The organism is Streptomyces sp. NPDC033174, assembly GCF_055577795.1.
Genome location: NZ_JBVIPQ010000013.1, coordinates 21,895 through 45,374, shown reverse-complemented (window position 1 = coordinate 45,374; position 23,480 = coordinate 21,895). Strand labels below are relative to the sequence as shown.

At 67.0% G+C, this 23,480-nt stretch carries 14 protein-coding genes; 12 read left to right on the top strand and 2 right to left on the bottom strand.

The annotated features are described in order from the left end of the window. Positions 1–153: 153 nt before the first annotated feature. From ACZ5VC_RS30850 to ACZ5VC_RS30830, 5 genes are all read left to right on the top strand, one after another. Positions 154–903, top strand: coding sequence for a hypothetical protein (locus ACZ5VC_RS30850; protein ID WP_469123267.1), 750 nt, complete (start codon positions 154–156; stop codon positions 901–903). Beyond that, complete coding sequence (locus ACZ5VC_RS30845) at positions 900–1,070, top strand: hypothetical protein (protein ID WP_469123266.1); 171 nt, start codon at positions 900–902, stop codon at positions 1,068–1,070. Before ACZ5VC_RS30850 ends, ACZ5VC_RS30845 begins: the two co-directional genes overlap by 4 nt. Positions 1,071–1,452: 382 nt before the next feature. After that, a complete protein-coding gene (locus tag ACZ5VC_RS30840; RefSeq protein WP_469123265.1) occupies positions 1,453–2,178 on the top strand; it encodes a hypothetical protein in 726 nt (241 codons plus the stop codon). Between the two features lie 148 nt (positions 2,179–2,326). Continuing rightward, a complete protein-coding gene (locus tag ACZ5VC_RS30835) occupies positions 2,327–3,550 on the top strand; it encodes a lanthionine synthetase C family protein (RefSeq protein ID WP_469123264.1) in 1,224 nt (407 codons plus the stop codon). Between the two features lie 16 nt (positions 3,551–3,566). Next, positions 3,567–6,776 carry a lantibiotic dehydratase gene (locus ACZ5VC_RS30830; protein ID WP_469123263.1) on the top strand — a complete coding sequence of 1,070 codons (3,210 nt, stop codon included), beginning with the start codon at positions 3,567–3,569 and terminating at the stop codon, positions 6,774–6,776. A gap of 111 nt (positions 6,777–6,887) precedes the next feature. Here the strand turns inward: ACZ5VC_RS30830 and ACZ5VC_RS30825 are convergent, their stop codons facing one another. Beyond that, positions 6,888–7,217, bottom strand: coding sequence for a hypothetical protein (locus tag ACZ5VC_RS30825; protein ID WP_469123262.1), 330 nt, complete (start codon positions 7,215–7,217; stop codon positions 6,888–6,890). A 68-nt stretch (positions 7,218–7,285) separates the two neighbouring features. On the opposite strand from ACZ5VC_RS30825, the gene ACZ5VC_RS30820 reads away from it, so the two are divergent. Both ACZ5VC_RS30820 and ACZ5VC_RS30815 read left to right on the top strand, forming a co-directional pair. After that, the gene (locus tag ACZ5VC_RS30820; RefSeq protein WP_469123261.1) at positions 7,286–7,711 is read left to right on the top strand and encodes a hypothetical protein; all 426 of its coding nucleotides are present in this window, start codon (positions 7,286–7,288) and stop codon (positions 7,709–7,711) included. A 449-nt stretch (positions 7,712–8,160) separates the two neighbouring features. Next, positions 8,161–8,379: a hypothetical protein gene (locus ACZ5VC_RS30815; protein WP_469123260.1), complete on the top strand. Its 219-nt coding sequence runs from the start codon at positions 8,161–8,163 to the stop codon at positions 8,377–8,379. Positions 8,380–9,044: 665 nt separating this feature from the next. Here the strand turns inward: ACZ5VC_RS30815 and ACZ5VC_RS30810 are convergent. Then, positions 9,045–12,221: a hypothetical protein gene (locus tag ACZ5VC_RS30810; protein WP_469123259.1), complete on the bottom strand. Its 3,177-nt coding sequence runs from the start codon at positions 12,219–12,221 to the stop codon at positions 9,045–9,047. Positions 12,222–13,140: 919 nt separating this feature from the next. On the opposite strand from ACZ5VC_RS30810, the gene ACZ5VC_RS30805 reads away from it, so the two are divergent. From ACZ5VC_RS30805 to ACZ5VC_RS30785, 5 genes are all read left to right on the top strand, one after another. Beyond that, the gene (locus ACZ5VC_RS30805) at positions 13,141–19,632 is read left to right on the top strand and encodes a polymorphic toxin-type HINT domain-containing protein (protein ID WP_469123258.1); all 6,492 of its coding nucleotides are present in this window, start codon (positions 13,141–13,143) and stop codon (positions 19,630–19,632) included. Next, the gene (locus ACZ5VC_RS30800) at positions 19,629–20,186 is read left to right on the top strand and encodes a suppressor of fused domain protein (protein ID WP_469123257.1); all 558 of its coding nucleotides are present in this window, start codon (positions 19,629–19,631) and stop codon (positions 20,184–20,186) included. Before ACZ5VC_RS30805 ends, ACZ5VC_RS30800 begins: the two co-directional genes overlap by 4 nt. Before the next feature lie 815 nt (positions 20,187–21,001). Then, the gene (locus ACZ5VC_RS30795; protein WP_469123256.1) at positions 21,002–21,433 is read left to right on the top strand and encodes a DUF4259 domain-containing protein; all 432 of its coding nucleotides are present in this window, start codon (positions 21,002–21,004) and stop codon (positions 21,431–21,433) included. 137 nt (positions 21,434–21,570) lie between these two features. Then, complete coding sequence (locus ACZ5VC_RS30790) at positions 21,571–21,723, top strand: DUF6087 family protein (RefSeq protein ID WP_469123255.1); 153 nt, start codon at positions 21,571–21,573, stop codon at positions 21,721–21,723. A gap of 666 nt (positions 21,724–22,389) precedes the next feature. Next, positions 22,390–23,475, top strand: coding sequence for a hypothetical protein (locus ACZ5VC_RS30785; protein WP_469123254.1), 1,086 nt, complete (start codon positions 22,390–22,392; stop codon positions 23,473–23,475). The last annotated feature ends 5 nt before the right edge of the window (positions 23,476–23,480 follow it).

The window sequence follows — 23,480 nt, the reverse complement described above, 5'->3', positions numbered from 1 at the left end:
CCAGTATTGGAGGGTTGAGTGGGGAAGGGTGATGGGGTTGGCGCATGGCGCTGGGCCTTGATCGGGCCGGGCGGAACCGCGTGCTTTGTCGGGGGAGGGAGTAGGAGCGTGGGTTTGTTGAGTCGGCGTTCGGCGCAGGACGACGATGACGGTTTGGGCACGGCGGGAGGGCGGTGGCTCGAGGGTCGGGTGGTTTCCGGCGAGGAGGCTTGGTTCGACGGGGTGGAGTTCGTCGGCGGCTATGCGGTGCTGCGATGGGACACCGGCCGCGGCGGGGTGGGCCTGGCCCACTCATTGATCGACGGGAACGCCACAGTCTCGGCGGTCGTCAACGCGCTGGTGGACCGGCACGGCCAGCGCCTCGCCCGCCGGTATGCGTGTGTGGTTGTGGCGCAGGCGGGCACCCAGGTGGTCGACCACGAGGTGCCGCGGCTCATCGCGTACGACATCGGCGGCCACGAGCAGTACGAGACGAGGTGGGCCCCGCTCGCGGCGGTACTCGGGCAGCCGGCGCCGTACTGGTCCCTGCGTGACCGCGATGCGATCGCGGCATGGCGCCCTGGCGTACCGCCGGCGGTGGTTCCGGCCTGCCACGTCGTCAAACCGATCGCGGCGCTCACCGAACTCGCCGCCGCCGAGCCAGACGGTTCCCCGGCCGCCGCCCTGTGCTGGTACCTCGCGCGCGAAGTACGCCGCCGGGATCACAAGTCCACCACCAGCAACATCGCCGACCTACGTGAGAACCAGGCCAAGGGAGGCGACGGCGCCCATCTGGTCCTCGGCGCCGTCCCTGCCGAACTCCTGCGCCCCGCTGCTGAGGAGCCGCCGGAGACGGCGTCGCGAACTTCGCCCAGCGGTGGGACGGCGGCCACGACTGGCACACCGGCGCCCCGGAGAGCGTGAAACCCGACTCCTGCGCCACCGCCCGCGAGTGGGCCGACCGCTTGGTGCCGGCCGACCCGGAGCAGGCCCCGACCGTCCTGGAGAAGGAACTGCTCGACAACACCCGCGAAGGAACGTCCGCGGCAACGGACCTGCCGGGAGATAGGGCTGTACCCCTGGCCCGGTGACAGCGCCGAAACCGTCTCCCGCTTCTTTCCGGTTTGACAAAAGGTGCATTTATTGATCAATTGGATATTAGGCAAGGCGTGGGGACCGGTCCTTGTCGGCCGAGTCTGCGGCGCGCTTGCTCCCAACCGGCCTCGTGCACAGAGGCCCTCAACCAGTCACCTCGACCATTCAGTCATGCCCAGGTCCACGCATGGAGCTGCGCAGGTCGTGTAGTCGTGTCCTGCCTGCTCCATCTCTCATCCCTCTCCAGAGCCAAGGCGCGAGGGGATGCTCCCCGGCCGGGGCTGGCGCCAGAGGGAGGACGCGGTGGGAGACGAACGGCCACGACCTCACGGCGAAGGGCGATCGGGCGACGATGAGCGCGGGCGCCAAGATCCTTTCGTGGAGCACGTCGCACCCGATCCGTCGGAGCCCGCGCAACGCACGGTAAATCTGCGAGGGTTGCTGGGAAACAGTGATCGGGAAGGGTATCAGCGGATCTACTTCTCGACCGATCTCGATTATTTCGCCGAGTTCAAAGCCGAGGACGTCGTCCACACCGAACCGATCTCGGCTGACCAGCCGCCCTTCGTGGGTCTTGACGCCACAAGCGCGAACATCAAACGGGACGCGAGTATCCAGTACAGCCGGATCAGTCCGGCGGGCGAGCCTCCGGACGAGTTCGACATGGACATCAGGGTCGGTCCGCAGGCGATCGAGGCATCGGGCTTGTCTGCTTGGGCGCAGCTCTGGCTAAGGCCGCGGACCTATCTCACGGCGGATCAGCGGTGCAATGGGGGCGGCGGGGGCGTTACCCAACCTGCCTACCCCTGTCCTACCCACGTTCAATTTCATACCTGCCCGGGCAACGGCAACACATGTCAGGGCAATACCTGCGAAGGCTACGGGACCTGCCAGACGTGTCCGCAGACCTGTGCGCAGACGTGCAACCAGGCCACCTGCCATACCTGCGAAACCCAGTGCAACCAGCACACATGCCAGACCTGTGTCACCTGCGCCACGCAGTGCAACGAAGTCACCTGTAACACCTGTGTCCAGTACACCTGTCCGGCGCGATGCATACCTTTGCCCACGCAAGGCGCCTGCCCCACCCGCAGGTGCTTTTGACCAGGGGCGTGGACAGGTGAAGGAAGAACACGAAAGGGTGGAAGGGGCTGCTGCGTGGGCGACGCCGCCGCTCTCGTCAGCGCGTACGGCCCGTGCGTCGGCAGTCGCCCGGGACGTCGCCGAGCGGGTGCGGACCCCGGAGCGCGTCATGGCGGCGACGGCCGCCGCGGCCGGACAGACGGCCTTTCCGCTAACCGCCCGCTGGGTGCCGTGGAGCCTGGCCCAAGGAGACGCCGGGCTGGCCCTCATGTGCGGATACGCCGACTCCTGCTTCCCGGACGAAGGCTGGGACATCGCCGCACACCGGTACCTGCGTACGGCGGCGAACGCGGTGCAGGAGGTGGCCTGGCCGCCCCCGGCACTTTTCGAGGGACTGAGCGGCCTGGCCTTCGCCGCGGAATCACTGTCCCGCGGAAACACCCGCTACCAAAGGTTGGTGCACGCCATCGATGCCGCCCTGCTCCCCCGGACAGTCCAGCTCTCCGATGAGCTGTCGGCCCAGCAGGGCGGCCTGAATGTCGGCGTGTTCGACCTCATTTCCGGCCTTACCGGCATCGGTGCCCGGCTGCTCGCGCGTCGGGAGGACGGCGCAGCGGCCGACGGGCTGCACGCGGTGCTGACCGGTCTGGTCTCGATGGCCCGAGAGGTAGACGGGCTTCCTCGTTGGCACACTCCGTCGCATCTGATGGGCGACGAGACTACGGCGCGACAGTATCCCCATGGCGTGCTCAACTGCGGGCTGGCGCATGGAGTGCCGGGCCCACTGGCGTTGATGGCTCTCGCCCTGGAAGAGGGCGTGGAGATTCCGGGCCTGTCGGAAACGGTCTGGCACTTGGCTCAATGGCTGGTCGCCCATCGGTTGGAGACCGACACGGGAGTGAGCTGGCCGGCGATGATTCCCCTCACGTCCGAGGGAAAGCTCGAAAGGCCGCCGACGAGCCATACCGCTTGGTGCTACGGCACCCCCGGGGTGGCTCGTTCCCTCTGGCTCGCCGGCCGGGCCCTGGGGCAACCGAGCCTGTGCGACCTGGCGATCGACGGCATGGCCGAGGTCTATCGGCGGGACACCGCCGAACGTGGTATCGATTCGCCCACTTTCTGCCATGGCGTCGCGGGCTTGCTGCAGGTCACCCTGCGCTTCGCGCACGACACTGGGCGCCCCGAGTTCACTCGGTGGGCGAACACCTTGACCGATCAGATTCTCGAGCGGTACGAGCCGGACTCCTTGCTGGGCTACCGCGATCTGGAGCCCGGAAACCGGCGGATCGACCACGCCGGACTCCTGATCGGTTCACCCGGCGTCGCTCTGGCCCTCCTCGCCGCGAGTACCGGGGTGCGGCCGGATTGGGATCGGCTCTTCCTCCTCGCCTGACGGAAGGACTTCTCTGATGACGAAACCGACCGTGCGCCGCGACCGGAGCACGCCCCGACCCGGGTCTCGGGCGATGCCCCGCTACCAGGTGCTGGACCGGATCCTGGTACGGGCGCCGCTGCTTCCCGTCGAGGCGTATCTCTCCCTGGGCGGTGAGGGGGCCGCGGGATCCGACGGGAGCCGCTCCGCCGCGGACGCGGCGGAGCTCATGCCTCGTGACCCCCGCGTCCGCAGGGCGCTGGCGGTGGGGAGCAATGACCTTTTCGAGGCGCTGGAGCGAGCGGAGGCCGATGGCGGGAAGGTGTCCGCTCTCCGCGGCAAGCTCCTTCGCTACCTGATCAGGATGTCGACCAGGCCGACACCTTATGGGCTGTTCGCCGGGGTCGGGCTCGCCCGTTGGGGATCTGGCACCGACCTCGCGCTGTCCGCCGAGGCGCCCGTGATACAGACGCGGCCGGACATGGAATGGCTGCTGAGTCTGGTGTTCGCGCTGGAGGCGCGGCCGGAGATCCGTAGACACCTGCGCTTCTTTGCCCATTCGGGAGCCTTCTGCCATGCCGGCCGCGTGTTCCTCGTGGAGCGAGCACCCGGCGGAAGATCGGCCGAGTCCGACCCTGGGGTTTCGATTCGCGCGGGGCCGGCGGTGCGCCGTGCGCTCGCCCTGGCGCGTACTCCGATCGCCTACGACGAGCTCGTCGACGGGCTGCTCTCCACACCGGGTGCGACCCCGGAGAAGGCCGGGCGACTGATCGATCAATTGTGGGAGCAAACGGTTCTGCTGACCGATCTGCGTCCTCCGCTCACCGTGGCCAGCCCCGCGCATCACGTGCTGGACAGGCTCAGCGCGATACCCGCCGCGAAGGAAGCCTGCGCCTCCGTGCGACGCGTACTGGACGCCATGGAAACCTGGGGCGGACTCGCCACGGAGCGCGGACCTGCCGCGCACCGCGAGCTGCTGGCGCTGGCCGGATCGGCCCACTCCAACTTCTCCAGGACCCCGATCCAGGTCGACATGGCTCTCCCGCTCGCGGGCCGTGAGATCAACAAGGCTGTCGGGGAGGAGGCCGTTCGTGCCGCGCAGCTGCTGCTGACGCTGAGCCCCTGGCCGGCCGGTCCCCCGCACCTGGACGCGTACCGGCAGGCGTTCGAGCACCGCTACGGGGCGGGCCGTGAAGTGCCTCTGCTGGAGCTGATCAACCCGGACTTCGGCCTCGGTCCGCCGGCGCTCCACAGCCAGGGCGCCCTTCCGGCCAGCATCGACGCGGCCGCCTTCGCGCGACGCCAACGAACCCTGCGCGACCTGGCCCTGGACGCCATGCGTGAGCACCGCCAGGTCGTCCGGCTGACCGATGAGACCCTGGCTCGGCTGCGGACTTGCTCGCCGGAGCAGGCAACGTTTCCCCCCTCTTTGGACATCGCGCTTTTCGTCGCCGCCGAATCCCCATCATCCCTCGACGCTGGTGAGTTCCAGATCATCGTTGGCCCCAACCTCGGGGCGCCCGCGGCCGGACGCAACCTCGGCAGGTTCGCACAGCTGCTGGGTCCCGAAGCCGAGACGGTGCTCCGCCAGGCCGCCGACGCCGAGGAGACCCGCGCCCCCGACCGCCTGTGGGCGGAACTCAGCTATCTGCCGCACCGGCTGCGCTCGGCGAATGTGGCCGTCCGTCCCCTAGTCCGTGACCACGAGATCACCGTAGGCGCCACGGCGGGAGGGCCGCCCGAACGCGTGATTCCCGTCGCGGACCTGACCGTATCGGTGCGTGACGGCCGGTTCCGCCTGTGGTGGCCCGCGGGGGAGACGCAAGTGCTCGCCTGCGCGGGACACATGCTGAACTCGTTCCAGGCGCCCGCTGTGTGCCACTTTCTCGATGAGCTGACCCGGGCGGGAGTGGCGCAGTTCAGCGGCTTCGACTGGGGGCCAGCTGCGGACTTCCCGTTCCTGCCGCGGGTGGAACGGGGCCGGATCGTTCTCGCTCCGGCCCAGTGGCGGCTCGACGGCCAACTGCCGTCCAAGTCGCCCGACGACTTCGCGCGGGGCTTGAGGGACTGGCAGCAGGCGTGGCAGGTCCCCCGGTATGTCTACCTGACCGAGGGAGACAACCGACTGCTGTTGGACCTCCAGAACGGAGCCCAGGTGGAGCAGTTGCGCGCCGTCTACGACCGCGGACAAGGGGCCCTGCTGCAGGAGGCCCTGCCGTCCCCCGAGCAGGCATGGACCCGCGGCCCGGAGGGGCATCACGTGATCGAGCTGGTGGTACCGATGGCGCAGCGCGGCGCCGGTGCGAGCGAGACCCCACGCGTGGCTGCACCGTCGGCCGCGGTACCTGCGGTGCCGGTTGTCCCCTTGATCCCCCTGAGCAAGCGGATGCGCCCACCCGGCAGCGACTGGCTGTTCACGAAGCTGTACTGCCCCAAGGTATTCGCGGACGACCTGATTACCGGCCACATCGCTCCCTTCTGCCAGTTCGTATGCCAGAGCGGTCTGGCAGAAGACTGGTTCTTCATCCGTTACGCCGATCCCGACTTCCATGTCCGCTTGCGCTTCCGTGGAGATCCCGGGCGGCTGACCCACGAACTCGCGCCACAGCTGTTCTCATGGGCGTCAGGGCTGATGACCGAGGGAATCTGCGCACATTTCTGCTTGGACACCTATGAGCGCGAGATGGAACGGTACGGCGGCCTCCGGGGCACGACGGCGGCGGAGAGACTCTTCTGCGCCGACAGTCGAGCGGTCGCCGACCTCCTGCACCTTCGGCAGCGGGCGCGATCGGACATCGATCCCACCCTGTTGGCGATGCTCAACACCGACGATCTGCTCGCCGGTCTGGGACTCGACGAAGCCCAACGCCTTCACTGGTATGGGGAGAACGTCGTCGCCAATCGCGAGACCGGGTGGGAGTATCGGCGGCGCAAGGAGGACTTCCGTCACCTCCTGGCCCGTCCGGAGCATCCACCTCCCCAAGCCGGAGGCATGGCTGCGGCCGACATCCTCAACTCCCGGCGCCGCAAACTGGGCGTCGTACGCGAAAGCTTGGTCGCACCTCGCCATGATGGACAGCACGCGACACCCCTGCCGCATCACGCCGCAAGTTTCGTGCACCTGAGCTGCAACCGTTTGATGGGCTCCGAATGGCCGTCAGAGAGCGCAGTCCTAGGGCTGCTGCTGCGAGCACGCATGGCGTTGGACCGGGCACCTCTGCAAGCATCGGCGGAGAGCAGACCCTAGCGGCGTCTCGGCCACCCTGCTCAGGGGTGACCCCACACCTGCTCGCGATTCCCAGTCTGGAGTGCGATGACCTCCGTGGGGCAGGGTGCCGGTTTGTTCCTCGGCCGATGATCAGGGCTGGTTCGCGATCCGCCGGCCGAGCTGTTCGAGGAACTCCTGCAAGCTGGACGCGGCGACCTCGTAGTCGTCCAACCAGGAAGTCGTGGTGGACTTCCAGACTTGTCCGCTGTCTCCGATCGCGAACAGATGGCCCCCGCCGTCGCTGGCGAAGACCAGCGCGATCGATTCGCCATCAATCGGAGCGGGGCCGTACTCGCGGAAGTGCTCCGCCGCCGTCGCAGGTGAGTGGATGAAGTACCCGCTGTCGACGTCGGGCAGCGAAGCCTCGCTGATCACCCAGTAGAGCGTGGTCAGGTCAGATGGGATCGGCGTCAGGTCCACGAGCGCGTCCGTCGCCTGGTGGCTGTCGTCGGTTGCGGCATCACGGCGTTGTGGCCGGGCGGGAAGCCGTGCGTCGGGAGGAAGGACAGCAGCAGCTTCGTCAGCGCCGCGTCGGCCTGCTCCCACCAGGACCGGACCCACTCCGCGTCAAGCCGCTCGGCGGCGACCTCCAAGCCGCCGTCGACCGCATTGCCGCGACCGTCCACCGCACCGAAGCCGAATTCGACCACCTCACCACCAGGCTGCGCGCCGGCCTCGCAGGCCGTGACAGCGGCCTCCACGCCTACGTGGACGCGTTGGAGGCGATGATCGCCGGAAACCTCGAATGGTCCTACCTCACCCCCCGCTACAACGGCCGCGGCCACCGCTGGAACGGCCTGACCGACGCCACCGTCATCCTCGCGCCCGACCGCACCCTGTACCTGCCCCATGAGCACACAGCCCCGCTGGAGCAGCGGTATCAAGCTGCACCGTCGTCGCAGCAGGACAGGTAAAGGCCCTGACACCCCCTCATCCGCGAGATCGCCCGCTTTCTGAGAAGCAGGGTCGCCCTCCGGAAGAGGAAGCGGCGTAGGCGGGCCGCGGTGAGCGGGCGAAGATCGCCGAGCCGGTCGAGGCGCGGCCGTGGCGGCCCGAGGACGGCCCCAGGCCCCGGATCTGGACCTGGCCCGGCGGGGACCGCCCCGCGCTTTACGTGTGGTCAGCCGACACGCATGGCGGCTGGCCGCCGTCCTGGCACGGCAGGACCCGGCGGATGGCCGGGTGATCTATCAGGTGGACGTCGACCTGAACGACTCCACCCTCGTCGTCTACCGCGCATACGCGTGGCCGCAGCCCGGCCTGCGCGTCGCATACCGCCCAACCTCCCGCCTTCGGCTCCTTGGCCCGCAAGTTTGGCGGGTGCCGCGGGTGACGGTCGTACGGGCCGGTCGTTACGCAGGCCATGAAGATCACCTCTGGCATCCTCGCCGTGGCCGCTGCGAGCGGCGCCCTGCTGGCTGCCACCGTGCCGGCGCATGCCGACACCGACGTCCTCAACCTCGTCAACGCCAAGCGCGTCCCGGTATCCGTCCTCTCGGAGGGCAACACCAGCGCCGACAACATTCAGGTCACCGACGTCGAGCAGGAAGTCGACGCGGACGGCCGCGATTCCGAGGAGTAGTTCCTCCCTTGGCTCCGCGCTGATCTGGGCCCCACGGGGCCTTGATCAGCGCCGGTCCAACTTTTGTGGCACCCTGCGCCCGGACGCCGGACGCCGGACGCCGGACGCCGGCCGGCAGGTCGCCTGGCCCGCGCATGGGGTCACGGCCTGGGGGTCCACCCCGGCCTGGTCGCCGAGGTCAGCGCCGACTGCGCAATCGACCGCGGAGGCGTCTTCCGGCACCCACTCCGGTTCCAGCGCCTGCGCCTGGACGTCGGGCTCGAGGACGTACCCCGGTTCGCGCCGATCCGGGCGTGACTGGCGCCCTGGTGGTCGGCCATCTGCGCGGGCGGCGGCGGCCCGCTTCTCGACGGCGGCCGCGTTTGGCGGAGCGCGTGGAGCAGGGGAGCTGGTAGTCGCCGGAGAGCACCGCCCCCTACGAGTCACTGTCTCCTCAGGTCCCTGTCTACAGACAAGATGTGATCTTAAAACCAACTCGATGTTGACGCGCCGCCCTACGGCTGGCATGGGACTTGGCCTGGACCGCTTCATCGGCCGCACTGCCAAAGGCGCCGAGGTGCCAAAGCCTGGTGCCGCGCCGCCGGGGAGGTGCCGTTGTGGGAGTGCCCCGGCCGGGACGTTGTTCTGCCGTCGGCCGGGGCGTTCTCTGCTTCGTGTTTGGGGGGTTAGTAGATGTTGGTTATGGAGGTGGCCCAGCTGCTGCTGCCGATGAGTTTGGGCAGGCGGTTGGCGCCGCCGGAGGGCCAGCCTGGGTAGAAGAGGAGGCAGCCGGTGGGGCAGGTGGTGGTTTTGGTGGCGCCTGTGGCGTCGGCGTATGTGACGGTGCGGCCGTCCGCTGGTGTGGTGGCCCAGATGTCGCCGTAGCCTTCGCCTGTGGTCGGCTGGAAACGGCTGTAGGGGGTGAGGGTGCCGTCGTCGTCTTTGTAGGGCTCTTCTTCTTTCACCTTGCCGTGGATGTTGCCGGGTGAGGTGAGACGGGGCCTGTTGGCGTTGTCCCAGCCGCTGGTGCCGTAGACGGTGTAGGGCTTGAAGGAGTAGGCGCCGTTGATGATTTCGCCGGCGAAGAGGAGGAGCTGTCCCATGTTGGGGTTGCGTCCGATGATGTCGGCGATGCCGTCTCCGGTCAGGTCTCCGACGGAGAGGTTGGTGTAGGACGCCCAGCCGCTGAAGCCGATCTTGGTGCGGTTGATCAGGTCGAAGGGTTCGGCCTGGTCGGGTGATCCGTCGGTGGAGAGCTTTCCGCTGTAGAGCCAGACCTGAGCGTTGGAGCAGGGGTCGTCGATGCACTCGATGGTGACCAGGTCGTTGCCTGGCTTGCCGTCGATGTTGCCGGCGGAGACGATCTGCTTGAGTCGGCTCCAGTCACCGTCGTAGCCGTGGATGAGCTCTCGGCGTGTGTCGACCATGGGGACGCCGAGTCCGTTGTTGGGGTAGAGCCAGAGCTTGTTGTCGGGGAGGCGCACGAGGTAGTCCTCGTAGCCATCCGGTGCGAAGGTGCGGTCGCTGAAGTTGGCGTAGTCACCGCGGTGGGTGATGAGTGCGCCGTTCCATCCGCCGTCGCCGATCTGTGTGCCGCTGGAGCTGATCTCTCCGGTTCCGTCTCCTGAGTACAGCAGGAGCTTGGCCGAGGATGTGGTGGCGACGAGGTCGGCGTGGCCGTCGCCGGTCACGTCACCGGGTAGGTCGTGCCGGTATCCGGGGGATCCCGGGTCGGTGAGTGGGGCGTAGACGAAGTCGGCGGGAGTCGTCTTGAGGCTCACCGTGTCGAGCGTTCCGTCGACGGGGGAGTGGTTGCCTGCGTCGTCGTAGGCGACGACGTGAAGCTTGCTCAGGGGCCGTCCGGTGGGAGTGACGGTGATGCGGGCCGTGTTGTCCGCGAGGGCGTCCACCCAGGTGCCCCGGTAGCAGCGGGTGCTGGACGTCGACAGTTCGTAGTCCATGGTGTAGCAGAACCCGGCGAGGTCGCTCGCGGCGTGATGGAGCTTGAGGTCGGCTGCCTTGCGGGCCGGGAAGCTGGCAGCGCTGATTGCCGAGCCGCCCAGCTTCGTCACGGTGACCCGGTCGGCAGGGCCGTCGCGGTCGACGTTGAAGGAGCACGCGGTGGTGACGGCGCTTGCTGTTCCTTCCTGGTCCTTGGCCTGGACCGTCCAGGAGTATGTTCCGTTGGCCAGCTGGGAGTGCGGCATGGTGACCGAGGCGGTCTGGCCGGAAGCAACCGTGTCCAGTGATGGGTTCGAGCCGAAGGAGACGACGGTGCCGCCGGCGTTACGGATGGTGAAGTAGGCGCCGACGTTGCCGCCGTCCTTGTCGGTGACCTTGGCGGTCAGGGCGAGACCGTTGTTGCCGATCACACCGCCGCAGGCGACCTGCTTGTTGCCGTCTCCGCCGAGGGCCCAGGTACCCTCAAAGGCAGCGGAGGTGTCGACGGTCGGCTTGTAGTTGTAGTCGATCTCGAGGACCGGGTTGTTCCGGAACCTTTTGAAGCTGTCGACGTCGCCCTCGTGGCTGGCGTCGGCACGCATGCCGAAGGTGAGGTATCCGAGGCTGTTGTTCGCCGCCATCTGCACGTAGCTGGTCAGGGCCGCGCTCTGGTAGTCATGGCCCTGGACGCCGGGGCAGTACGTGGGGTTGCCGTGGGCGTATGCGTCGGCATCCAGTTTGCTGTTCCAGAACGAGGTGGTGTTCTGGCTGTTCCATGTGGGGGCGGTGTTGATGCTGTCGGTTGCCCACAGTTCCGTGAGCCCTGCGGCGGATGCGTCGCAGCCCCAGGAGTGGGTTTCCTGGACGGCGAACGTGGCGTGAATGATGGTGGAGCCTTCAAGCCCGGTGGTGTTCATGGCGAAGAAGGAGCGGGTCTTGCCCGTGCCGTTGTAGCCGACCCGCGGCTCGTCAGCGGGATTGTCCGAGTGCCAGCCGGATCCGTTGACGTAGGACTCGCTGGGGAAGGTGGAGTACACCACGGCCCACCGCTCCCGGTAGCCGCCGGTGAACGGCGGGTCCACGACGAGCGGGAACTGGTCCGCCGATGCCAGAAGCTCTGGATCGGGCGTCAGGATGAGCGTGCTCCCGGAGACGTCGGCGCCCACCAAAGCGGTCTGGGGCTGCTCTGCCGTCTCCGGCTCTTCCCCGACCGCGCTCACCTGGGTCATCTGGGGGGCCAGGCCGGTCGCGGTGTCGGGTGTGGCGGGCTGTTCCCACATCTTGGGCTGCGGTGCGCTGAAGACGATGTTGCCGGCCGCGTCCTTGGCGAGCAGGTTGTCACCGGCATCGTCATCGACGGTGACACCCTCGGTGTGGATGCCGAACTTGATGCTCTTCAGGGCAGAGTTCGCTGCTGCCTCGGCGGTGTGAATGACCAGGTGCTCGGCGAAACCGTCCACCTCGGCGATCACCTTCAGGTCGACACCGGGAAGCACCGAGCGGTAGAGCGCGGTGTTCTTCTCCAGGACCGGCTCGGGCAGAGCCGTCGGCCAGGTCAGCGAAAGCTTCTTGCCGGCCTTGTCCATGGTGGCCAGCGGGGCGGTCCCGCCGCCGGAGAAGGTGATGCCGAAGGCGGGGGAGAGAGGCGCGATGCTGCCGTCGGCCTGCTTGGCGAGCGTCGGATCAGTCCTGCGCCACACGCCCTCCAACTTCGACCAGACGGGAGTGGTGTACGAGCGGCGCGTCGTGGTGCCGTCCGGATTCGCGAAGACCTCAAGCGTCTCCTCGCGCCGGTCTATCACCTCCACCCGCTGACCGGTCCTCGCCGCCTCCGCATAAGCGGTGGCCTCCGAACCCGCCCGTGGCGAAGCCGTGTTGCTCTCCGCAGCGACGGCCGGCGCGGAGAGCGGCAAGGCAGTCACAGGCGAGAGGGGAAGGCTGAGCGCAAGGAGCATCGCAATCCGGCGTGGTCTTCGATGCTGCGTGAGTCCGGGGATTTTCATGGGGATTCCTTTCCGGGGCCGGCCTGCGCCATCTCCGAGCCGCAGACTACGTACAGCGCCCGCCCCAACTCACCGGTGACTCTATCCACCCGACTGCTGCCGTGACCTCACCCGCCCATTTCCTATGAACTCCCTTGGAGAAAGGCACGACGATGACGGTTCCGGTCTCCCCCACGGGGAGTGAACCGGCCCTCCAGAGGGGCCGGTTCGCCACATCCTGGACACGCCTGGCGCGATGTAGCACCTGGTGAGACGGCGTGGAGAGTGGCGACAGGTCCCTACATGTGAGGGTTTGGTGCTCAACCTGACGCCCGGTTACCGGCACTGCCCAGGAAGTGGTTGCCGCACAGCTGGTTGATGCTGTTGGATGCGGGAGTTCTTCTTGTTTAGCGCTTCCTCGGGGTGGGGTTTCCTGATGTCGTTCCGCCGTGGCTTTGCCATGCCCTTTTACGCTCGGCCCGGCAGACAGCCGGGACGGCGTCTGCGTACGGGAATTTCCGGGGCGATATCGATGGCGCTCAGCGTTTCTCTGCTGTCCGCGCCCGCCTGGGCCGCCGCAGACGGGGAATTCAAGCCTCCCGCTGTTCCGAAGACTAAGTCGGTCGAGGGCAAGGACTTGCCTCAGCCGAAGGCTCGCTTCGTGAAGCGGAACTCGGCCACCTGGAAGCCGGCGCCGGTCACCTGGCCGACATCGGGACGGGCCGACCTGAGCCTGCCCGCCTCCCCATCGGGTTCAGCCGCCGCGAAGATCGGAGGCCTGCCCCTGAGGGTTGCACCCGCCGCTCCCTCAAAGAAGGCGACCAGCACGTCGGCGAAGCCTGCCGCAAAGCACCTGCGGGTGTCCGTGAAGGACCGCAAGTCCACCCAGAAGGCAGGCATCAAGGGCCTGCTGATGTCGGTCCAGAACGCGGACACTCAGACCGCGGCAGGCCCTGTGCAGGTCGAGGTGGACTACAGCAGCATCCGTGACGCCTACGGCGCCGGCTGGTCCTCCCGCCTCCACCTGGCCACCCTCCCGGCCTGCGCGCTGACCACCCCGAGCAAGCCCGCCTGCCGCAAGACCACCCCGCTGGCAACGAAGAACAACAGCAAGACCCACACCCTCACCGCCATGGCCCCCCTGCCCACGGCCAGTGCCGAGAAGACGTCCGGCACGTCGACGATGGCCGCTACGGCCAGCGCGACCACAGTCCTGGCCGCCACCGCCGGTACCAGCGGGGACGAGGGCTCGTTCAAAGCCACCTCCCTCGCGCCCTCCGGCTCCTGGTCCGCCGGCGGCAACTCAGGCGGCTTCGGCTGGAACGTGCCCATCGACGTCCCTCCGTCGCCCGGTGGACTCACCCCCAAGGTCGGCCTGTCGTACAACTCCTCCTCCGTCGACGGCCGCACCGCATCGACGAACAATCAGACCTCCTGGATCGGCGAAGGCTGGGAGTACTCGCCCGGGTTCATCGAACGCCGCTACGCGCCCTGCGAGAACGACAAGCAGGGCGGCAACAACACCGTCAAGACCGGCGACCTGTGCTGGAAGTCGGAGAACGCCACCCTCTCCCTCAACGGCTCCTCCAACGAACTCGTCTGGGACGCGGCCAAGAGCACCTTCAAGCTCGCGAACGACGACGGCTACCGGGTCCAGCGCATCTACGACACCACCGACAACAACTCCGGCGATGACGACTTCGAGTACTGGAAGGTGACCACCCTCGACGGCACCCAGTACTGGTTCGGCAAGAACCGCCTGCCCGGCTGGACCACCGGCAAGAGTGAAACCAACTCCGTCTTCTCCGTACCGGTATACGGCAACCACACCGGCGAGCAGGGCCACGGCAGCGACTACGCCTCCTCCGCCGAACAGCAGGGCTGGCGCTGGAACCTCGACTACGTCGTCGACCCCCATGGCAACGCCATGACCCTGTCCTACGCCAAGGAAACCGGCTACTACGCACAGAACAGCAAGACGGACGCCCCCACGCCCTACACCCGCGGCGGCTACCTGACCCGGATCGACTACGGTCTGCGCGCCGGCGCGGCGTACTCCACGGCCCTTCCGGCCGGCCGCGTCACGTTCACTGTGGCCGACCGGTGCGTTGCGGCGGACTGCACCTTCGACGAGGCGCACGCGACGAGCTGGCCCGACGTCCCCGTGGACGTCGACTGCACCGCCGGCACCCAGTGTCTCCAGGCCTCGCCGTCGTTCTGGTCCCGCAAGCGCCTCACCAGCATCAAGACGTACTCGCTGGTCGACACCGCCCTGCAGCCGGCAGACACCTTCAACCTCGCCCAGTCCTTCCCGCCCACCGGGGACACCTCCACGCCCTCGCTGTGGCTCGACTCCGTCCAGCGCATCAGCCAGGCCGGCGCCCTGGCCAACATCACGATGCCCGCGACCGTCTTCGGCGGCGACATGATGGCCAACCGCGTGAACGCGGCAGAAGGCCGCCCGCCGCTGAACAAGAAGCGCATCACCAAGATCACCAACGAGACCGGCGGCCAGACCCTGGTCTCCTACAGCCCGACCGAATGCACCGCCAGCACGCTCCCTGCCGTCGACACCAACAGCAAGCGCTGCTACCCCTCCTGGTGGACGCCGGACGGCGCCGTCGATGAGGTCAAGGACTGGTTCCACAAGTACCTCGTCACCCAGATCATCGAGGACGACACGACTGCAGGCACCGGCTCGCAGTCCAAGACCACCACGTACGAATACGTCGGCGGACCCAACTGGCGCCGTGACACCGGCGAGTTCACCCTCGACAAGCACCGCTCCTGGAACGTCTTCCGCGGCTACGGCACCGTGCGCACCTACGTCGGCGCCACCAACCGCGTCAAGACCTCCAAGACCTATTTCCTCGGCATGGCCGGTGACACCCTCGCCGACGGCAGCGCCCGCAGCGTGCCCACGATCAACGGTCTGACCGACCGCGAGGACTTCGCCGGCCGCGCCGCGGGCGACTGGACCTTCGACAAGGACGGAACCGGCAGCAAGGTCGTCGCCAGGACCTACTACTACCCGTGGCAGTCCTCCGCCACGGCCACCCAGTCGGTCAAGGGCATCACCGACCCCGACAAGCCCAACGACCCGGCACCCACACTGCCCGCCAAGGTGGCCCGTCATTCCGGCACGGCCACGGAGAAGGCGCAGACCCTCCTGGACGACGGAACCACCTGGCAAACCCTCACCACCAGCCGCGATTACGAGGACACCTACGGCCTGCTCACCAGCGAAGGCGATGACGGAGCCGGGACCGTCGAACGCAAGTGCACCCGCACCAGCTACGTCACCCCCGACACCGCCAACTGGTTGATCTCCTACCCGAGCGAGATCACCACCAGCAACCAGAGCAACTGCACGCTCACCCCGACCAACAGCGAGGTCACGAGCAAGTCCCGGACCTTTTATGACAGCAAGGCATCCGGAGCGGCGCCTGCTGTCGGCAAGGCACACGTCACCAAGACGGAGCAGGCTTCCAAGTTCGGCCTCGACAGTGCACCCGTCTGGGACACCACGGCTGAGTCCACCTACGACCAGTACGGTCGGATCCTGACCGCGAAGGGCGAGGACGACCAGACCACCACCACCGCCTACACGCCCGCCGCCGGCGCCCAGCCCACCAAGATCACCGTCACCAATGCCAAGGGCCACGTCAGCAGCACCACGCTGGACGGCATCCGCGGCCTGACTCTTACTGCCACTGGCGCCAACAGTCGCACCAGCAGCAGCCAGTACGACTCCCTCGGCCGTCTGCTTAAGGGCTGGAGCGCGGGCCGCGCCACCACCGAGCAGCCCAACGCCACCTTCACTTACAACCTCTCCAACACCGCCCCCTCCACCGTCACGGCGAAGAAGCTGTACGAAGACGGCACCTGGGGCACCTCGATCACCATCTACGACTCACTGCTGCGAAGCCGTCAGACCCAGACGGATGCGATCAGCACCGCCGGCCGCGTCATCAGCGACTCCTTCTACGACACCCACGGCCGCGCCTACCGGAGCAACGCACCGTTCTTCAACGGCGACGCCGTCTCCGGAACCATCTACTCGGTGGCCGACAACCAGATCCCCAGCGCCACCCTCAACGAGTACGACGGCCGAGGCCGCACCACCGCCTCGATCACTCTGTCGCTGAACGTGGAGAAGTGGCGCACGACCAACACCTACGGCGACTTCTGGACCGCCACCGTTCCCCCCGCCGGCGGAACAGCCTCCCTGACCCTCAACGACGTCCGCGGCCGCACCACAGAGCACCGCCAGTACAAGGACCGCACCCCCCTCATCGGTGCGGCTGCGACCCAGTACGAGAAGACTTCCCGCGCATACGACCAGGCGGGCCGTCTGGCCACGCTCACCGACGCCACCGGAAGCAATTCCTGGACGTACACCTACGACCTGCGCGGTCGGCAGACGGTCACCACCGACCCGGACAAGGGCAAGAGCACCACCGTCTACGGCGCCGATGGCCGACCCCAGAGCGTCACCGACGCCCGTGGCAAGACGCTCGCCACGACCTATGACGAACTGGGCCGCAGGACCAGCCTGCGCACCGGCTCCGTCACCGGAACCAAATTCGCCGAGTGGACCTACGACACCGCCCCCGGCGGCAAGGGCCTTCCCGCAACGTCCGTCCGCTACGACTCCTCCATCACAGCGAACGCCGCTTACACCACAGCCGTCACCGGCTACGACCCCGCAGGCAGCCCCACCGGCACCACCGTCACCATCCCCACCGTGACAGGCGAAGAGGAACTCGCCGGCACCTACACGCTCGCCACCACCGCGACACCGGTGAACGGCCTGCCGAAGACGACGACCTTCAGCACGGGCAACACCAACGCCACCACGGCGCTGCCCGCGGAAACCGTCACCAGCCACTACGGCGCCCAGGACCAGCTCGCCATCGTCGACGGCACTCTCTCCCAGGTCTACCTCCGCGGCGCCGGCTACACCCCCTTCGGCGAACTCGAACAGGCGCAGCTCGGCAACCTCGGCAAGATGGTGTACCAGACCCTCACCTACGAGACCTCCACCCGCCGGCTGATGCAATCGACCATCGACCGGGACGCCGCAGCCCCCTCCACACTCTCCAACATCGACTACACCTACGACCCGGCCGGCAACATCACCCGCGTCCGGGACGAGCAGAACGACGGCACCATCGCCGACGACCAGTGCTTCGCCTACGACTGGGCCCGGCGCATAACCGAGGCCTGGACCACCGGCGACGCCTGCGCGACCAAGCCCGTCAACGGCTCCGGCACCCCCACCCTCGGCACCGTCGACCCGTACTGGACCAGCTGGACGTTCACCAACACCGTCCAGCGCAAGACGGAAACACTCCACAAGGCTGGCTCCATCACGGCCGACACCACCCGCACCTACACGTACCCGACCACCGCAGGCGCGGCCCAGGCCCACGCCGTACGCAGCGTCACCGCAACCGGCGGAGCAACCGGAAGCGACACCTATGCCTACGACGAGGCAGGCAACCTCACCAAGAAGGTCCCCGCCCAAGGCGCCGTCCAGGACCTGACCTGGAACGAAGAAGGAAAACTCAAGACCTCCACCATCTCCGGCGCCGTCACCTCCTTCCTCTACGACACCGCAGGCACCCGCCTCCTCAAGCGTGAACCCACTGCCACCACCTTGTATCTGCCCGGCGGCCAGGAACTCGTCCTCGCCAAGGCCACCAGCACCCTCATCGGTAATCGCTATTACACGGTCCCTGGCGGCTCCGCCATCCGCACCAGCACCGACGGCAAGGTCCGCCTCCTCGTCTCCGACCACCACAACACCAACACCCTCTCGGTCAGCGCCGCCACCCTCACTTTCAACCGCCGCAAGACCCTCCCGTACGGCGGTCAGCGCGGCGCCACACCCGCCTTCTGGCCCGGCCAGAAGGGCTTCGTCGGCGGAGACATCGACACCACAACCGGCCTCACTCACATCGGCGCACGCGACTACGATCCCAACCTCGGGCAGTTCATCAGCGTCGATCCACTCCTGGAAATCGACAAGCCTCAAACGCTCAACGGCTATGGCTACGCCGGGAACAACCCGACTACATACTCCGACCCCACCGGCATGTGCCTCGACGGTGGGAACGGTCGCTGCGAGAACGACACAGCTCTTCCCAAGAACAACAACCCGGCGCCCCGGACCAAGAACATAAAATTCGCCCCCGAAGGGGGTGGGACCAATAACAGCGACAGTGGGGATAGCGGCGACGGGGGCTGGACCGGCTGGGTAAGAGATTTCGACAGTGCACTCGATAAAGAAGTAATCAATTTCGGAAATTCTGTATGGGATGCGGCGTCCACAGAATTCGGCAACATAGGAAACTGTGTCACGTGGGACGGAACCTGCAAGGAAGCCCTGGGTGACCTGTGGAACCGACTTCCCCAGAACATGGGCCAGAATGCTGTCGAAGGAACAGTGTCCAGGGCTGGCGATATCGGCAGTGACTTCTGGAACGGAAATAGCGCCGAAGGTTCAGCGAAAATCACCTTCAGTGCCATCCTTATGGCGGCTACCCGAGGTACGTGTCTCCGGAACAGCTTCACCGCTGACACCCTCGTGGAGAAAGAAGACGGCACGACCGAGCCCATCGAAGACGTCGAGATAGGCGACACGGTCCTGGCCACAGACCCGCTCACCGGCGAGACGGCCGCAAAAGAAGTCACGGCCACGATTAGAGGCAAGGGGACCAAGAACCTTGTCCAGATCACGCTCGATGAAGGCGACGGAGACGAAGTCTCGTCAGTCACCGCGACCGACGGCCACCCCTTCTGGGTCCCAACCCTCAAGAAATGGGTCGACGCAAAGGACCTCACCCCCGGCCAGTGGCTCCGCACCAGTTCCGGCACCCACGTCCAAGTTGCAGCAGTCAAGCGGTGGACCCAGACCGCAACCGTCTACAACTTCACTGTCGCCGACCTCCACACGTACTATGTGCTCGCAGGAAGCGCGCCGGTCCTGGTCCATAACTGTACTGAAGATTTGACACCTAAATATTTCCGTAGTATGTATAAGCGCCCGACCACGTTTGTGCGGAAGACTGCGATAGAAAAGTCGCCTACTTGCCCCTACTGTGGCCAGGCGCCGTCTGCAGAATTCGAGCATGTTGATCCGCAAAAGTCGGACTGGGATAGTGGTGGCTGGCTGAGCAGTCGGGACGTGCGGTCGGATCGCGTTAATCGTCCAGGAAACACCACAGGGGCCTGTAAATCCTGCAATGCGAGCAAGCAAGATAGGCTACTAGGGGACGGCCCTGGACAGTGGTGGCCTTCGGGGTGGCCCTCTGGTGTATGGTGGCCTTTTGGAGGTAAGCCGTGACGATCCATGCCGACGTTCGCTCTTACTACGTGGCAGAGTGGGGCGCGCCAGACCGTGAAGCCGCCTTTCAGAAGGATGCCTTCACGGTAGGAATTCTCAAATGGCGATCCAGCGATGCCACCGAAGGCGTGAATTTTTACGCAACCGTGGGAGCCAGCGACTATCCTCTCCCGGGGCGACAGGCCGAGCATCGGCGGGAGTTTTTTGCTGCCTTGACCCCAGAATTCGACGATATCGCAAGCCCCTTGGCGCGGCTCGGGATCTACGCGCAATTGACCGGGGATGAGATGAGCGCGGGTCACACCTATAGGGCGACTCAAGGCTTGATAGAGGGATCCCCTCTTGCAGGCTTTATGCTCCTCGAGCCCATGGATAACTATCCCGCTCCCGTATCCTTGACCGATGGTCGACATGTTGAATTCTTGATGGCAGTCCCCGTGTATGGCGATGAGCTTGAATATGCGGCATCGAACGGCGTAGACGGCCTGCTGGAGAAGATGGAGGAAGCTAAGGCTCCCATCTGGAATCCCTACCGCAACTCCGTCTTTGGGTGATCATCAAGATGTTTTGTGAATAGATCATCGCAAGTGAGACTCCGGCCTTTCTGCCCCTGTGGCAGAAAGGCCGGAGTCTTTGCACGGGTGCGGATGGACGGCCCCGATCACCCCTTCGAAGCGATGGACTCCTACACCGGGGACGTCTGCCGAATCGGCGAGACGGTGCTGGACGCCGCCACGGGGGAGTGGGACAGCGCCTTCGAGGAGGCACTGGCCCATCCGGTGGGGGACCTGCTGGTCATGGACCGGGTCATCCTGGAACCTGCGTGGCGCGGTTTCGGACTGGGCCCGGTCCTGGCGGGCGCGGCCATCCGCCGTCTGTCGCCAGAACTGCGTCGCGGTCGCGTGCGAACCCGGCTCGGCCGACGGACGCGACCTGACCGAAGCCGAGCACCGCGAGGCGGCCGCCAAGCTCGCGGACACCTGGTCACGCATCGGCTTTGAGCCCATCGCCGACGGCGTGCACGTCCTGGACTGCCACCTGCAACGGCCCCTCGACCTGCTCGCCGAACGACAGCGGGAATTCAAGGAGCTGTGCGAGGCTTGGCGCGCCCACCACCGGCCGTGAGGCCCTGATCGCCTCTCCAACTCCCTCTCCACGTCAGTCCCGGCGGAGGACTGCCGCCGGTGCGCATGTGCCGTGCTCGGGAGCCGGGCGCCTGGCCCGCGCCGATCCTCGAGCCGCAGCAAGACGGTGACCCCTGCTCAGACGAGCCGACAGTGTTCCTGCGGAAGCGCGTACTGCTCGCACAGTGATCGCAATGTCGGCGGCTGATGCGAGGATCCTTGCGCAGCTACACGAGGAGATCAACATGGGCACCTGGGACACTGGCCCCTTCGACAACGACACGGCCGCGGACTTCGCCAATGCTCTCGACGACGCCAGGCCCGAGGAGCGCGAGGCACTGGTACGTGGCATCCTCACGCGCACCGTCGACGCCACCGGCTGGCTCGCCGAAGGAGAAGAGGCGGTGGCCGCCGCCGCGCTGATTGCGGCGCAATGCCCTGGCGGCGACCCAATCGACACACCTTACGGCCCTGAAGAACCCCTGCCCGCCTTCCCTGACGATCTCCGGACGCTCGCTGACGAGGCCCTCGCTCGCGTCATCAGCGAGGAGGCCGGGCCAGCCTCGAACTGGGTCGACCCGGAAGACTGGAAGCAGTGGCGAGCCAACCTCAACCGCCTTCGAACAGTCCTTGCTCCGCCATCACCATCCATCCCGCTGTTCGATATCGAGCAATGACAGAGCGTCACCCGCCACAAAACCTGAGCCAGAACCCGATCTCGTGGACAAAGCCAGGTCGATCAGGCCCTGGACAACTGAAGCATCGGCGTCATGTCCGTTCCGAGCGGTGACGAGAAGAGCGATGTGCCCAAGCGGTGGGGAAGCTGCGGGCGGTGTCGCTCGCCCCGGGCTGGCACCGCGGGGCGGATGTCGAGCCCGACGCGCCGCGTGTGATCGAGGAATGGGACGGCACCCAGTGGGTCGCCGTGGGCGCCGTTGATGACCTGCCGCCGCGAAGGCTCTGCTGAACACACCGCAGCCAGCCCAGGAGAAGCCCGCCACTGGGATCGTCCGGCGCTGGGCAGGGGACGAGGTCGGCATCGCCGCACCGAGCAGGCGGAGGAAGACCGCTAAGAGGTTTTCCTCGCGCACCGCCCAACGCTGAACGACCTCCCTTCCAATGCCCATAGCCCGACCAGCACAAGCGAGTGGGCGCTGGTCGGACCCTGGCCCAGCCGGTGATTCAGAGGCAGTCTGGACCTCCCGTGAAAGGAGCCGCGCCATGACCGATCGACCGGAGACGGAACGAGTGGACTGCACCGACTGCCTTGCTCTGCCAGGCGCCGACAACACCCGCATAGCCGTCGTGAAGACCGGCGGCGGTATCAGCGAGACGTGGCACACTCCCGACTGTCCGACGCTCACGATCATGGAAATCGCCTTCGAGGAGGACAGCAAGCGAGTCAAGGAACAGGACGCGTGGGCCAAGGGCGTCTTCCCCGCCGCGCACGAGCGCCTCAAGCAGGCCGCTGCCGCCCTGCCGCCGGGGACGGCTGCGCAGCCGTTCGTCGACGCTCTGACCGAGCTGGTCCAGGCACAGGCCACCACCACCGGCCCCCAGCACGTGGGAGACCATCCTGGGCCCCGGCGTACGCGACCCCTACGCACTCAGCCAGCGCGGTTACCTGCACCGCGTGCGCTTCGACGACCGTCCCGGGGGCGGCCGCATCATGCAGTTCGGCACCGAAATCCACGGCCAGGGCACAGGCCGCTGGGAACACCTCGACGACATCGCCCTGACCCCCGACGGCCTGATCTCCAGGACCGAGCCGGCCGCCGTCGTCCGTGCACCGGCCGCCGCACCGCGGACGGTAAGGGCGTCGGCCGAGCGGGAGATCGTCACCATTACCCGCCACACCGCCCACAACCCGCGGCGAAGCGACCCTGTCCAGGAGGTGCTGCGCCACCTCGACATCGACCACGGCAGTCCGAGGGGCATCCGGGCTTCTGCCACCGCCATCCAGCGGCTCCTGGAAACGAACCTGGCCCCGGACGACGCCAACCGGCTGCGCTTCGCGCTGCGCAGGTGTGAGTGGCGGCTGGAGGCACACGCGCAGCGCCGGCGGAAGGTGGTGCAGCAGCTGAAGGAGAAGCCGACCGAGGAGCTGTACTACGAGGCCGTCACTCTGCTCAAGGACGACCCTGACGCCTCGCAAGAGGAGAAGGACTTCGTCGCTGCCCTCACGGCCCAGATGGAACACATTCGAGTCGTACAGCGAGCCGCCGAAGAGCGTGCACGTGAGGAAAGGAGACAGGCCAGGAAAAGGGAGCGCGAGGCCCGGCGCCGGGCTGCGGAACAGGAGCGGGCTGAGCAGGCCGCGGCTGTGGAGCGAGCCCTGGCCGAGGCCAGACAGCGCGCCGCCCACCAGGCTCGCGTCGAGAAGGTGGAGAAGCTCGCCCCGGCCGTCCGCGGCGCGTTGAAGAAGGCGGCCCGCGAACGCCGGACCATCACATGGCTGGAACTCCAGGAAAAGACTGGCATACGCCAACTCGGCCGTCTCGACCACACGGACAAGGTCGAACTGCTCGCCCTGGTTGAAGCCGCTACGCCCCCTGCGGAACCCCTGTGGTCCACCCTCCTGGTTGCGCACGACGACAGCGCCGCGCTACGCCTCCACCGCGACGTCTCACGGCTCCTCGGGCGCCCCCTGCCCTCCAGCGATGTAGACCTCATCGGCCAGCTCGCCACGGAACGGCACCAGCTTCACTGCCGGCGGTGACCGCC